Below are 13,482 nucleotides of genomic sequence, written 5' to 3' on the forward strand. Positions count from 1 at the left end.
GACCACTGGGCATCAGTCAAAACAGAATCACGAGACACCCATCAAGCATCCCGGACCCTGGCTGACAGCTTTAGGAGACACGCCCTAAGTCGGCGTCCCGGATGGCGGACCAGGCCGCGGAGAGCAGGTAGACCTGGCTGACGAGGTTGAACCAGATCAGCAGGCCGATAATGATGGCGAACGGCGCAAGGATCGGATTCTGGCCGGCGCGGGCCAGCAGTTCAGTGCTGAAGACCTGCAGCACCGTGGTCCCGGCGGCAGCGATGGCCGTCCCTTCCAGGAAGGCGCGCCTGGGCAGGCGCAGGCCGCCGGCCAGCCGGAACATGACCACCGCCGTGGCCCAGTTCAGCAGCAGCGGCACTACGAGCTTCACGGCGCCCGCCACCGGGCCGGCAACCCGCGGGTCCAGGTTCAGCAGGCCGATGAGCCAGTCTGCCGCTGTGCCGAAGACGAGCGAGACGCCCGAACTGGCAATCAGTGCCACGCCCAGCAGCAGCAGGGTGCCGGCGTCGGACAGTTTCAGCAGCACGGGGTTCCGCTTCAGCGGCGGCAGGTCCACCACGCCGCGGAGGCCGTCGCGCATGCTCGCGATCCAACCGAGCGAGGTGAACACGGTGACGGCGGCGGCGATGACCGCGGTGAGGCCCAGGCCGCCGGGATTGAGTAGCTTGTCCGGGTCGACGAGTCCCTGGCCGCCGTCGACCGTGAGCAGGCCCGGGGCGCTCTTGGCGACACTCGCGACCACTGCGTCCACGAGGGCCGGCTGCCCGGTGAGCACCAGGCCCGCGATCGAGAAACCGGTGGCCAGGAGGCCGGTGATCGAGAAGAACATGTTGAAGCCGATTCCCGCGCTCATCAGCGGGCCGTGGGCAAGGCTGTAGTGCTGCCAGACGCGCATGGGACGGAATGCATTGAGCCGGGCCAGCAGGAGCTGCAGGAGCGCGAGCTGCCGGGCACCGATTCCCTGCCCGGAGCGCCGGGCCTTACCCCATTCAAGCCTGCGCTGGATCAAGGCCAGTTTGAGCTTGGCAAGTTCCGTGGGCAGGGGCTGAGCCTCAGCCCCGTGCGTGGCCCTGTTCTGGAGGCCCTTCGTGTGATGCGGCAGGGGTTTGGACGCTCGCCCTTTGGTCAGTCGCCGCTTGGTCAGTTTCTGCTTCGTCAGTATCGCCGCCAAAGTCGAATTCTTCCCGTAGCTGCCAGATGCCGTTGCTGTCGTGCTCGTAGAGTCCCATGCTAGCCACAGGGAAGGTGGCGCTGTAGTCCTTCAGCACGGATTCGGCTTCGTCGAGGTTCTCGGGGGCGACGTCGTGGGCGACGGTGACGTGCGGGTGGTACGGGAAGGGAAGGTCGCGTTCCAGCGGGCCGCTTTGCAGTTGTTCGTGCAGGCTGACGCACTCGCCGAAGCCGTCCTCGACCTTCAGGAAGACCACCGGGGACACCGGCCGGAAGGACCCCGTTCCGGAGATGGTGACCGTGAAAGGGGCCTGGCGCCCGGCGATGCTGCGGACGTGGCGCGTGGTGGCGTCCCAGTCGTGCGCCGGTGTGGTGGTGACCAGGGTGATGTGCGCGGGGATGACCCCGGCCATGGGGTCGCCGAAGGATGCCCGCCACTGCTGGAGCTCTGCGGCGATATCCGCCGGGAAGCCCAGGATGACGCCGACGCTCGGCTTGCCGCCGTCGATATCGCCCTCCGTAGCTTCTTTCGTTGCCAGGGCGCCCTCGGCCGGGCCGGTTCCCGTGGTGCGGGAACCAGCCTCGGCCGTGAGCTTGCTGGCAAGGCGCATCGGCCTAGCGGGCTCCGCCGTAGGGCAGGAACCCGACCTTCGCGTACACGTCGGCGAGGGTGGCCGCAGCGATCCCGCGGGCCTTGTCCGCGCCGTGGGCCAGGAGGCGGTCCAGTTCGGCGGGGTCGGCCAGGAGTTCGTGGGCCCGTTCGCGGATCGGTGCGAGGTGGTTGGTGACCAGTTCGGCCAGGTCCACCTTCAGGTGGCCGTACATCTTGCCTTCGTAGTCCGCCACGATCTTCTCCACAGGCTGTCCGCTGATGGTGGAGTAGATGGTGAGCAGGTTGGAGATCCCGGGCTTGGCCTCGCGGTCGAAACGGATTTCCGTCTCGGTGTCCGTCACGGCGGACTTGATGCGCTTGGCGGTGGTCTTCGGATCGTCCAGCAGGTTGATCAGGCCCGCGGGAGACTCCGCGGACTTGGACATCTTGGCCGTGGGGTTCTGCAGGTCGTAGATCTTGGCCGATTCCTTCTGGATGAAGGCCTCCGGCACCTGGAAGGTCTCACCGAAACGGGAGTTGAACCGGTTGGCGAGATCCCGGCTGAGCTCCACGTGCTGGCGCTGGTCCTCGCCCACGGGAACCCCGTGCGGCTGGTAGAGCAGGATGTCCGCGGCCTGCAGGATGGGGTAGGTGAACAGCCCCACGCTGGCCTGGTCCGTGCCCTGCTTCTGGGCCTTGTCCTTGAACTGGGTCATCCGGGAGGCCTCGCCGAAGCCGGTGATGCAGTTCAGCACCCACGCCAACTGGGCGTGTTCGGGCACCTGGGACTGGACGAACAGGGTGCACTTGTCCACGTCCACGCCGCCGGCGATGTACTGCGCCGCGGTCACCCGGGTGCGCTGGGCCAGCTCGGCCGGGTCCTGGGGCACCGTGATGGCGTGCAGGTCGGGGATGAAGAAGATGGCGTCGTACTCATCCTGCATCCGGACCCAGTTGACCAGGGCGCCGATGTAGTTGCCCAGGTGCAGGGAATCGGCGGAGGGCTGCATGCCGGAGAGCACGCGGTGCTTCTGGCCGGCGGCAAGTTTGGTGGACGTTGCGGGCACGGCAACGGTTTCAGTCGTGGAGCTTGTCATGGAAAAACTTTCGGGAGCTTAGAGCCGGTAGTCCACTACCAGCGGGGCATGGTCGGAGAAGCGGGTGTCATAGGACGCAGCCCGGTCCACGACCGCCACGACGGCGGCGTCGGCGAGTCCGGGGGTGGCCATGTGGTAATCGATGCGCCAGCCTGTGTCGGTGTCGAAGGCCTTGCCTCGCTGGGACCACCACGTGTAGGGGCCGTCAATGGCTCCCGCCAGGCCCCTGTGGACATCCCTCCAACCGATTTCCTCGCCGAAGAAGCGGTCGAAGTAGGCACGTTCCTCGAGGAGGAAGCCCGCCCGCTTCGTGTTGCCCTTCCAGTTCTTGATATCGAACTCGGTGTGGCCCACATTGAGGTCACCTACCACCAAGGCATGGTCGCTGTGCTTGGCCAGTTCCGGCAGGCGGTTGACCATGACGTCGAGGAAACGGTACTTGTCCACCTGCTTGGGGGTGTCCACTTCGCCGGAGTGTACATACGCGCTGACCACGGTGAGGGTGGTGTCCTCGCCGGCGGCAGTCTTGACGGCGAAGTCCGCTTCGACCCAGCGTCCGGCCATGGCGAAGTAGTCGTCGCCAATGCCCACGCGGGTGGCGACGGGTTCCTGCCGGGAGGCGATGGCCACGCCGGCGCGCCCCTTCGCATCGGCCTCGGCGTGCAGGATGTGCCAGCCTTCGCCGATCAGCTGACGGACGACCTCGTCAGGCGCCCGGACTTCCTGCATGCACAGGATGTCCACCTCGCGGGGTTCCAGCCATTCGGCCATGCCCTTGCGGTAGGCGGCGCGGAGGCCGTTGACGTTGACCGTTGCGATGCGAAGGAAATCCTTGTTCAATGCCGAGCTCACCCGCCTACTCTAATCGATGATGGTGCCGGTCACGGGCTCCCCGGAATCGCCGGGGGTCTTGATCATGTCCCGTGCGTTGGCGGACGTGATGGCGATGGTCTCCAGGGCCCGGTTGATGGTGTCCTGGTTGGCGGCCTCGCCCTTGGCACGCTCATCCTCGATCACGCGCACCTGGACCTGGACGATCTTGAAGGAGTGGTCCAGCTTGAGGTCGCGGATGTCGTCGGCTTCGCTGCGTTCGGACACCACCCGGGTGCCTCCGTGGTCCGCGCTCGACGACGACGGCGCCCGCCCGGCGGCCGCGTTGAAGGCGTTCTGTGCTTCCGTGAACTTCTGGCTGGCCTTGCGCGCGGCCTTCTGGATGCTGAACACCACGAACGCGGCCAGGAGCAGCCAGCCGAGGGAGATGACGGCGACAATCCAGCCCACCACGTCGTTCTGGTTGGCGGCGAAGATCACGGCCACCAGGAACGCGATGAGCACCACGGTCATGCCGAGCCCGCCGATGCGGAAGCCCTTGAACAGGCCCTGCGCCGGGGACTGGGACGGAACGGAAGACGGAGAGTCGCCAAGAGATTGCATTCCCCTATTGTCGCAAACTCCGCGGGCCCGCCGGGCCGCTTCCACCTCCGGCGAACACGGCACGCAGGCCGGCTATCGCCGGGTCCCGCCCAGCGCCCCGTCGAAGAGTTCCGATGCCTGCCCGAGCGCCGCTTCGAGCCGGGCTGGGTCCGGACCGAGGCGGGCGATGATCCAGTCCAGCTCCCGCAGCCCGGCACGCTCCAGCAGTCGCTTTTCGTTGGTGACCCATTCGCCCCGGGCCGCGAGCACGGCATGGCCCGCCATGGCCCCGGCCACGGCGAGCGCCCCGGCCATTTCGGCCAGCCGCCCGGCGCCGGCGAAGGCGGCTCCGGCGTAGCCCAGGGTCAGGTGTGCCCGCTCCATCCACACCCCTGGAGCCGATGCGCGCAACAGCTCCGGATAGTCCGGGCGCGGCAGCGTGCCGCGCAGGACCCGGTTGACGGCGAGTTCGGCGGCCAGCAGGTAGCTGGGGATCCCGGCCAGGTGGAACAGCAGCGGTTCGATGTGGAAACGGCCCTCCCGGGCCTCGGCGAGTTCGTGCCCGACGACGTCCAGGTCCCGGTAATGGACGTCCGTCTTGCGGCCGTCGATCTCCAGCCAGGCGCCGCCGTTGAAGATCCCGCCGCCCCAGCCTCCGACGTCGGACACGCTGCCCTGCCAGCCGAGCGCCCGGAGCGCGTCGGGGTCGAAACTGCCGCGGTAGTACAGGGCGAAGTCCCAGTCGCTGGCGGCGGTGTGCGTTCCCGACGCGCGGGATCCACCGAGCACGACGGCCTCCACCCCGGGGAGGCCGGCAAGGCGGTCCGCCACATGGTCAAGGAATGCGGAATCGTCCACGGGCACCTATTTCAGGAACAACTTGCGCAGCCGCCCCGTGGTCAGCGCGACGCCGAGCACGATCATCACCAGGTAGTAGCCGATGTGGACCGCGGTGGCCGGGCTGAAGGCACCCACGCTGATCTGCCGCAACAGTTCCACCCCGTGCCAGAGCGGCATGGCCTGGATGAGCCACTGGATGCCTTCCGGGTAGACGCTCAGCGGGTAGAACGTGGCGCTGAACAGGAACATCGGCAGCATGAAGAAGTTGATCCAGTCCATCTGCTGGAAGGTCTTCATGAAGCTGGTGATGCCCATGCCCAGGCTCGCGAAGCCGAAGGCGATCAGCAGCGAGGCCGGGATCATCAAGACCGCCCAGAACGTGGTGAGCAGTCCCATCACGCCCATCACCGCGGTGAACCCGGTGGCGTACAGGAGCCCGCGCAGCAGCGCCAGGAAGATCTCGCCCATGGCCACGTCCAGCGGGCCCAGCGAGGTGTAGAGCATGCCCTGGTACAGCTTGGCGAAGTTCATCTTGAAGAAGACGTTCCAGGTGGAGTCGTAAACGGCGCCGTTCATCGCGGAAACCGCCAGCAGTGCCGGCGCGATGTATGCGGCGTAGCTGGTCAGCTGCCCGCCGGGGCCTTCCACGTCGCCCACGATCGTGCCGAGACCCACACCCATGGCGACCAGGTAGAGCACCGGCTCGAAGAAGCCGGAGACCAGGATGAGCCAGGTGCTGCTCTTGGCGGCCATGAGGCCGCGCGCGACGACGGCCTGGACGTTGCGTGAATAGAGCGCCCCGAACTTCCGCTGCCGGGCCGCCTCGGTGACGCTGTGCGGGCCGCCCGGCCCTGCTGCGACCGCGCTCATTGGCCCATCCTTTTCACGAACTGCCGGCGGGTGAGGATCCAGCCTGCTGCGGCCGCGGCCACCAGGTAGGCCACATGGATCACGGTGAGCACAGGGTTTTCCTCCATGCCGTAGGTGAAGACCCTGCCCAACTCGGTGCCGTGCCACACCGGGGAGATCCAGCCGACCCAGCGAACGGCCACGGGCAGGGAGTCCAGCGGGAAGAACGTTCCGGAGAACAGGAACAGCGGGACCACGATGAAGCGCTGCACGAGTGCGAACTGGCCGCTGTCCTTGGTGATGCTGGAGGCGTAGGCCATGAGCGGAAGCCCGAAGGAGAGCCCGGCCAGGGTGGCCACCAGGGCCGACATCCAGCCCCAGGCGCCGGGCGAGCCGCCGAACAGGGCGACGATCACGAAATAGGCCACGGACTGGACCAGGAACTTCAGGGTCACGGCGAGCACATGGCCTGCGGCGATCTGCTGCGGCACCAGCGGCGAGGCGTGCGGGCCGTAGAAGACGCGGCGCCATTTGAAGCCGTCCATGATCGGGTAGGAGAACTCCCCCGACGCGGTCATCACTGCTGCCGAGACGATCAGCGCGGGCGCGATGAACTGCAGGTAGCTCACGCCGCCGAACGCCGCCGCCCCGTTGGCGTCCACGAGCGTGGCCAGTCCCACGCCCATCGCGAAGAGGTATGCCGCCGGCTGGGCGATGCTGTACATGATGAAGGACCAGGAGTAGCCGCGCATCACGCGCAGCACCTGTTCGGCGTAGAAGAAGGAGCCCCAGCGCCGGGCCCGGGCGGCCGATACGGCAGGAGGGTGCGCACGCAAGGCGGACGCCGCCGTCGGGAACTGCTTGTCCGTTCCGCTAGTCAACGGTTCGTCAGTCAACGAGGCTCCGTCCGGTCAGCCGGAGGAACACGTCCTCCAGCGAGGAGCGGCGCACCAGCGAGGTCAGCGGGTGCAGGCCGCGTGCGGAGACCTGCTCGAGGGCGGTTTCGCCGTCCTCGGCGTAGATCAGTACGCGGTCCGGCAGGGTTTCCAGCCGTTCGCCGACACCTTGGAGTTCGGCGCCGATGGTGGCGTTGCGTTCGGAGCCGAAGCGCAACTCCAGGACCTCGCGGGTGGAGTGTTCCCGGATCAGGGAGGCCGGCGAGCCCTCGGCCATGATCCGGCCCTTGTCCACGACGATGAGCCGGTCGCACAGTTGCTCGGCCTCGTCCATGTAATGGGTGGTGAGGATCAGGGTGACGCCCTGTTCCTTGAGCCGGAACAGCCGGTCCCAGAGGATGTGCCGGGCCTGCGGGTCGAGGCCCGTGGTGGGCTCGTCCAGGAGCAGGATCTTGGGCTCGTTGATCAGCGAACGCGCGATGGTGAGCCGCCGCTTCATGCCACCGGAGAGTGCGTCCACCCGGGATTTGGCCTTGTCCGTCAGCTGCGCGAACTCCAGCAGCTCGTCCGCCTTGGGGCGCAGGTAGCTCAGCGGCAGGCCGAAGTAGCGGCCGTAGACGATCAGGTTTTCGCGGACCTTGAGCTCTTCGTCCAGGTTGTCCTGCTGTGGCACCACGCCCAGGTGCGCCCGGACTTCCGGGCCGTTCACGTCCGGGTCCAGGCCCATGATGCTCAGCTTCCCTGAGGTGCGCTGCGAGACGCCGCCGATCATCTTCATGGTGGTGGACTTCCCTGCGCCGTTCGGGCCGAGGAGACCGAACGACTCCCCCGGCGGCACCTCGAAGGAAATGCCGTCGACGGCGGCGACGTCGCCGTAGTTCTTGCGCAGCTGCTCGGCGCGGATCACTGCATCGGGGTTCATCTGGGCACTAGCTGGAGTGGTTGCGGAGCGGATTGCTTCATTGTGCACCCTCAGCACCCTAGTTGAGCCGGGAAAAACGTGAAATAGCTATTGCACAACTTTCTGGAAAAATTCTCCCGGTTCCCTGGCCTTGCTTCGTCGCGGCCAGGGAACCCCTGCGGTGTGGGCGCGCGCTACTTCGGGTTCGCGCGCAGTACTTCCAGGCGCTGGCGGTATTCGGTTTCGTCGATCTCGCCGCGGGCGTAGCGTTCGCGCAGCACGCCTTCGGCTCCCTGGGCGGCGGCCCAGTGGTGGTTGTGCCGCCAGCTGCGGCGGGCGAAGAAGATGAAGAAGCCGATCACCAGGATCCAGAAGAGCGGGATCAGCAGGAACAGCGGCCAGAAGCCTCCTCCTCTGTCCCACGGCCCGTGGGCGGCGACGGCGGCAGGCACGTTGGCTGCCAGTGCGCCGGCAGTGGTGCTCAGTGATGTGAACATGTCAGGGTCCAAACTCTTGGCGGTCGGGCCCGGTGCGTCCGGGCCGTCCGAGCCTCTTGCGGCTCTGCATCCAGTCTGTTTTTCCGGGCGCCGGGATACGTCTGCCCCAGGGAGGCAATCCGGATCCGCCGCCTACTCCCCCGGGAGGCCCCCGGCAGGCCTCAGCTGCTCCAGCCGGGCCTTACCAGGCCGGACTCGTAGGCCAGCACCACCAGCTGGGCCCGGTCCCGCACCATGAGCTTGCTCATGATCCGCGAAACGTGGGTCTTCGCGGTGAGCGGCGTGATGAAGAGCCGCCCGGCGATCTCGGCGTTGTTCAGCCCCTCACCCACCAGGGCCAGCACCTCCCGCTCCCGCCCGGTGATCTGGTCCAGCGCCGGCGGTTCCACGGCCGTCCGGCTGTGCACGGCGAGCTGGGCCATGATCCGGCGGGTCACCGACGGCGAAAGGAGGGCGTCGCCGTCGTGCACCACGCGCACGGCGCGGATCAGCTCGGCCGGTTCGGTGTCCTTGAGCAGGAAGCCCGCGGCGCCGGCGCGGACGGCTTCGGCGATGTATTCGTCCAGCTCGAAGGTGGTGAGGATGATGATCCGGGTCCCGGCCAGGCGCGGCTCCGCCGTGATCCGGCGGGTGGCGTCGAGGCCGTCGCCGTCGGGCATGCGGATGTCCATCAGCACCACGTCCGGCGCCTCGCGCACGGCCAGCCCGACGGCGTCGCGTCCGGTTCCGGCCTCGCCCACCACCTGCATGTCCGGCTGGGCGTCCAGCAGCGCGCGGAATCCGGCGCGGATGAGGGTCTGGTCGTCGGCGAGCAGGATGCGGATCATGGCCGGGCCTCTTCTGTTGTCAGCGGGATCCTGGCCTCGACGCGCAGGCCTCTGTTCGGCGGAAGACCATCCGGCGCCAGCAGAGCGAGGCTGCCGCCCAGGCCTTCGACCCGTTCGCGCATCCCGGTGAGTCCGTTACCGGGTTCCGAATCACCCAGCCCCGCGCCGTCGTCGTCGACGGTGACCACCAGCGTGGTTCCGTCAACCGCAAGGCGCACGACGGCGGCCGAGGCGCCGGAGTGCCGGCGGACGTTGCTCAGCGCTTCCTGGACCACCCGGTAGGCCGCTTCCTGCTGCGGCTCCCCCACCCCGGGCAGCTCTGGCGGGCCCTCCAGTTCGACCCGCAGGCCGGCCTGGCGGGCGTGCTCCACCAGTTCCGGGATCCGGGCCAGCCCGGGGCGCGCTCCGGGGTGCAGCGGTGCATCTTCGCGGAGCACGCCGAGGAGCTGCCGGACCTCCGCAAGGGATTCCTTGCTGGCTGCCTTGATGGCCTCGAGGGCCGGGCGGAGCCTTTCGGGCTCGTCTGCGCCCAAGTGCAACGCCACGGAGGCCTGGACGTTGATCATGGACAGCGAATGGGCCACTACGTCGTGTATGTCCCGGGCCAGGGTGAGACGGTATTCATCCCGCTCGGCCTGCTCTGCTGCTGCACGCTGGCGGCGGTACTCGGCGATCTGCTCCCTGCGCCGCCGGATCCCCTCACCCAACAGCACCAGGATGGCCGCCCAGGCCGCGGCGGCGGCCGAACGCAGCGGCCAGGCTTCGTCGCCGCTGAGGAGCGACCAGAGCAACACCGTGGCGGCGGCGGCCCCGGCGCCAAGCCAGGCAAGCAGAATCAGGCCCGCGGCGGCACTCAGCAGCAGCGACACGGCGAACGACACCACCACGGGGCCCCACGGGTAGCCGGCCAGCAGGTAAGCGAGGGCCGCGGCGAAGGTCAGGGGCAGCATGAGCACCGGCATCCGGCGGCGCAGCAGGAGCGCGGCCGGGCCGGCGAGGAGCAGCGCGAAGGCGAGCACGTCCAAAGGCCGGGCGCCGTCCTGGCGGCTGGCGGCGAAGACCGTCCCGACCACCTGGATCAGGGCCACGGTGATGGCGATGAAGGACGTGGGCGGCCCCTTGCGCCTGCCGAATCCCGGACCCCGGTGGAAACCGTGCCCGCCGCTGAAACCGCCCTGCATGCTCCGAGCCTAGCCCCCGGTGCCCGCGGCGTCGTCCGGTTCAGGGAGCAAACGGCCTACTCCCCCGGGAGTAGGCGCCGGGCCGGCCGCACTCTCTGTTTTTGCTCCGCCCCCGGGCGTACCGTGGTCAACGTTGGGGGACTTCCGGTAAGCAACAGCGCTTGTCTGCAAGGAGGACCAGAAAATGCCCGCAATCCGCACATTCAAACCACTCGTCGTGCTGGGCGCCGTCGCCGCCCTGGTGGCCGGGGGTGCCGGTGCCGCTACGGCCAATCCGGGAGGGGTTCCGGCGATCCCGCTGAACACCGAACAGGAAGTCACGGGCTCCAATACCGGTGCCAGCGGCTTCTTCAGCTACACGGTCGACGGCGGGGAGCTCTGCTACACGCTGACGGCGCGCAACCTGTCCGTTGCCGCGGTCGCAGCGCACATCCACCTGGCTCCGCGCGGCGTCGCCGGCCCCGTGGTAGTGCCCCTTGCCGTGGGCAGCGGAACCACGTGGACGCTCGATGCCTGCACCACCGCCGATCCCGCACTCCTCGCGGAGATTGCGGCCAGCCCCCGCAGCTACTACGTCAACGTGCACACCCCGACCTTCCCGGGTGGTGAGATCCGCGGTCAGCTGAAGTAGGGCGGACACAAGCCCGCTTAACAGGCGACGGCGGCAGCCAGGCTGGCTGCCGCCGTCGTCGTGGCGGGTGGACGCACAGCCGTGCGTCCGGTTGCTTTGGTGCTTAGCCGGAAGGTCAGGCCTTGGCGGCGGCTGCCCGTTCCGCGGCCTCGACCACGTTGGTCATGAGCAGCGCGACGGTCATCGGTCCGACGCCGCCCGGGTTCGGGGAAATGTAGCCCGCGACCTCGGCCGCGGCCGGCTCGATGTCGCCGTAGATCTTGCTCTTCCCGGTCTCCGGATCCGTCTCACGCGTCACACCCACGTCCAGCACGGCGGCACCGGGCTTGACGTCCGCGGCCTTGACGATGTGCTTCGCCCCCGCGGCGCCCACGATCACATCAGCCTGCTTCAGGAGTTCGGACATGTTGGGGGTACCCGTGTGGACAACCGTCACGGTCGCGTTGACCTCGCGGCGCGTGAGCAGAAGCGGCATCGGCCGACCGATGGTCACACCGCGGCCGACTACGACGACGTGCTTGCCCTTGAGGTCGTAGCCGTTGCGCAGGAGCAGCTCGATCACGCCACGGGGCGTGCACGGCAGCGGTGTGTCGATCTGCCCGTTGACGTTGAGCACGAGCTTGCCGAGGTTGGTCGGGTGCAGGCCGTCGGCGTCCTTGGCGGGGTCGATGCGCTCGAGGATGGCGTCCGTGTCCAGGTGCTTCGGCAACGGCAGCTGCACGATGTACCCGTGGCAGGCCGGGTCCGCGTTGAGCTCGTCGATGAGGGCCTCGACCTGCTGCTGGGTCGCGTCCGCCGGCAGCTCCTTCTGGATCGAGTTCATCCCGATCGCCTTGGACTGCTTGTGCTTCATGCCGACGTACAGCTGCGAGGCCGGGTCGGCACCGACCAGCACTGTGGCGATACCCGGGGTAACGCCCCGGGCCTTGAGCGCGGCGACGCGTTCGGTCAGTTCGGCCTTGATGGAGGCAGAGGCTGCCTTGCCGTCGAGGATCTTGGCGGTCTGTGCCATCGATGCGTTCACCACTGTTCGTGCTCGGGGTAGAGGGGGAAGTCGGCGGCCAGCTTGTCGACGCGGGCCTGCAGGGCCTCGACGTCGGTGGCGGAGCCGGCCTTGAGGGCGGTGGCGATGATGTCGGCGACCTCGGTGAACTCGGCCGCACCGAAGCCGCGGGTGGCCAGGGCCGGGGTACCGATGCGCAGGCCGGAGGTGACCATCGGCGGGCGCGGGTCGAACGGCACCGCATTGCGGTTGACCGTGATGCCCACGGAGTGCAGGAGGTCTTCGGCCTGCTGGCCGTCCAGCTGGGAGTTGCGCAGGTCCACCAGGACCAGGTGCACGTCGGTGCCGCCAGTGAGGACCGAGACGCCGGCCTCGGCGACGTCGGACTGGGTAAGGCGTTCGGCGATGATCTTGGCGCCCTCGAGGACGCGCTCCTGGCGCTCCTTGAATTCCTCGCTGCCGGCGATCTTGAAGGCTACGGCCTTGGCGGCGATGACGTGCATGAGCGGGCCGCCCTGCTGGCCGGGGAAGACGTTGGAGTTGATCTTCTTGCCGAATTCTTCCTTGGCGAGGATCACGCCGGAACGCGGGCCGGCGAGGGTCTTGTGCACGGTGGAGGTGACGACGTCGGAGTACGGCACCGGGCTCGGGTGCAGGCCGGCGGCGACCAGGCCGGCGAAGTGGGCCATGTCGGTCCACAGGTAGGCGCCGACCTCGTCCGCAATGGAGCGGAAGGCGGCGAAGTCGAGGTGGCGCGGGTAGGCGGACCAGCCGGCGATGATGACCTGCGGCTTTTCGGCCAGGGCCTGCTCGCGCAGCTTGTCCATGTCCACGCGGAAGGTGTCTTCTTCCACCTGGTAGGCGGCAACCTGGTACAGCTTGCCGGAGAAGTTCAGCTTCATGCCGTGCGTCAGGTGGCCGCCGTGGGCCAGGGACAGGCCGAGGATCTTGTCACCCGGGTTGATCAGGGCGGAGAGGGCAGCAGCGTTGGCCTGCGCGCCGGAGTGCGGCTGGACGTTGGCGAACTCGGCACCGAAGAGGTCCTTGACGCGGCTGATGGCGAGGTTCTCTGCGACATCGACATATTCGCAGCCGCCGTAGTAGCGCTTGCCCGGGTAACCCTCGGCGTACTTGTTGGTCAGAACGGAGCCCTGTGCTTCCATGACGGCGCGGGGGGCGAAGTTTTCGGAGGCGATCATTTCCAGGGTGCCGCGCTGGCGGCCGAGTTCCTGTTCCAGGACGGCTGCGATCTCGGGATCGAGTTCGGCTAGCGGCTGGTTGCTAATGGTCGCGGAGGTGAGGTTGGTCGACACAAAGATCTCCTGGCTAGGCAACGTGGTACTGCTCAAAGGTCAGGCTACCGTCTGGCATATCCCGAACGCCTCATAATTACGGGAAAAATAGCTAATGAGGCATGGCGGGGCCGAAGGTAATACGTGACCCTCGGCCCAGGCGTACGATCCGTGGTCTTCATCCGTGCCGCTCCCTGGTGGTTCACCACCCAACGCCAGTCGCGACGGCTTTAACAGTACAGCAGCCGCGCAGTTCACCGGCCACGCAGTGCTGCGGCCACGCGACGGTA

General features: G+C 67.9%; 15 protein-coding genes and 1 riboswitch. Of the genes, 1 reads left to right on the plus strand and 14 read right to left on the minus strand.

Annotation, left to right across the window (positions count from 1 at the left end; all coding sequences use genetic code 11):
* Positions 1-70: 70 nt before the first annotated feature.
* From D3654_RS14220 to D3654_RS14275, 12 genes are all read right to left on the minus strand, one after another.
* Positions 71-1,012, minus strand: coding sequence for a YihY/virulence factor BrkB family protein (locus tag D3654_RS14220; RefSeq protein ID WP_245413244.1), 942 nt, complete (start codon positions 1,010-1,012; stop codon positions 71-73).
* Positions 1,013-1,055: 43 nt separating this feature from the next.
* On the minus strand, positions 1,056-1,784 hold the full coding sequence (locus tag D3654_RS14225) for a 2'-5' RNA ligase family protein (protein ID WP_120522141.1): 729 nt from the start codon (positions 1,782-1,784) through the stop codon (positions 1,056-1,058).
* A 4-nt stretch (positions 1,785-1,788) separates the two neighbouring features.
* Positions 1,789-2,862: a tryptophan--tRNA ligase gene (gene trpS / locus D3654_RS14230; protein ID WP_120522142.1), complete on the minus strand. Its 1,074-nt coding sequence runs from the start codon at positions 2,860-2,862 to the stop codon at positions 1,789-1,791.
* Between the two features lie 18 nt (positions 2,863-2,880).
* On the minus strand, positions 2,881-3,714 hold the full coding sequence (locus D3654_RS14235) for an exodeoxyribonuclease III (protein WP_120522143.1): 834 nt from the start codon (positions 3,712-3,714) through the stop codon (positions 2,881-2,883).
* A gap of 9 nt (positions 3,715-3,723) precedes the next feature.
* A complete protein-coding gene (locus tag D3654_RS14240) occupies positions 3,724-4,296 on the minus strand; it encodes a hypothetical protein (protein WP_120522144.1) in 573 nt (190 codons plus the stop codon).
* A gap of 72 nt (positions 4,297-4,368) precedes the next feature.
* Positions 4,369-5,133, minus strand: coding sequence for a nucleotidyltransferase domain-containing protein (locus D3654_RS14245; protein WP_120522171.1), 765 nt, complete (start codon positions 5,131-5,133; stop codon positions 4,369-4,371).
* Positions 5,134-5,139: 6 nt separating this feature from the next.
* Complete coding sequence (locus D3654_RS14250) at positions 5,140-5,985, minus strand: ABC transporter permease (RefSeq protein WP_120522145.1); 846 nt, start codon at positions 5,983-5,985, stop codon at positions 5,140-5,142.
* Positions 5,982-6,800 carry an ABC transporter permease gene (locus tag D3654_RS14255; protein ID WP_120522172.1) on the minus strand — a complete coding sequence of 273 codons (819 nt, stop codon included), beginning with the start codon at positions 6,798-6,800 and terminating at the stop codon, positions 5,982-5,984. Before D3654_RS14255 ends, D3654_RS14250 begins: the two co-directional genes overlap by 4 nt.
* A 52-nt stretch (positions 6,801-6,852) precedes the next feature.
* On the minus strand, positions 6,853-7,782 hold the full coding sequence (locus tag D3654_RS14260) for an ABC transporter ATP-binding protein (RefSeq protein WP_120522146.1): 930 nt from the start codon (positions 7,780-7,782) through the stop codon (positions 6,853-6,855).
* A gap of 173 nt (positions 7,783-7,955) precedes the next feature.
* A complete protein-coding gene (locus tag D3654_RS14265) occupies positions 7,956-8,258 on the minus strand; it encodes an SHOCT domain-containing protein (protein ID WP_120522147.1) in 303 nt (100 codons plus the stop codon).
* A 161-nt stretch (positions 8,259-8,419) separates the two neighbouring features.
* Positions 8,420-9,085, minus strand: coding sequence for a response regulator transcription factor (locus tag D3654_RS14270; RefSeq protein ID WP_120522148.1), 666 nt, complete (start codon positions 9,083-9,085; stop codon positions 8,420-8,422).
* Positions 9,082-10,266, minus strand: a complete 1,185-nt coding sequence (locus D3654_RS14275) for a sensor histidine kinase (protein WP_120522149.1) — start codon at positions 10,264-10,266, stop codon at positions 9,082-9,084. Before D3654_RS14275 ends, D3654_RS14270 begins: the two co-directional genes overlap by 4 nt.
* Positions 10,267-10,450: 184 nt before the next feature.
* Here D3654_RS14275 and D3654_RS14280 point away from each other — a divergent pair, with 184 nt between their 5' ends.
* The gene (locus D3654_RS14280; protein WP_120522150.1) at positions 10,451-10,897 is read left to right on the plus strand and encodes a CHRD domain-containing protein; all 447 of its coding nucleotides are present in this window, start codon (positions 10,451-10,453) and stop codon (positions 10,895-10,897) included.
* Positions 10,898-11,012: 115 nt separating this feature from the next.
* Here D3654_RS14280 and D3654_RS14285 read toward each other — a convergent pair whose 3' ends face one another.
* Both D3654_RS14285 and glyA read right to left on the minus strand, forming a co-directional pair.
* Complete coding sequence (locus D3654_RS14285) at positions 11,013-11,909, minus strand: bifunctional methylenetetrahydrofolate dehydrogenase/methenyltetrahydrofolate cyclohydrolase (protein ID WP_120522151.1); 897 nt, start codon at positions 11,907-11,909, stop codon at positions 11,013-11,015.
* Positions 11,910-11,917: 8 nt separating this feature from the next.
* Complete coding sequence (glyA, locus tag D3654_RS14290; RefSeq protein WP_120522152.1) at positions 11,918-13,213, minus strand: serine hydroxymethyltransferase; 1,296 nt, start codon at positions 13,211-13,213, stop codon at positions 11,918-11,920.
* A gap of 126 nt (positions 13,214-13,339) precedes the next feature.
* Positions 13,340-13,425, minus strand: a riboswitch (ZMP/ZTP riboswitch).
* Positions 13,426-13,482 lie beyond the last annotated feature (57 nt).

Source organism: Arthrobacter celericrescens (genome assembly GCF_003614925.1).
GTDB lineage: Bacteria > Actinomycetota > Actinomycetes > Actinomycetales > Micrococcaceae > Arthrobacter > Arthrobacter celericrescens.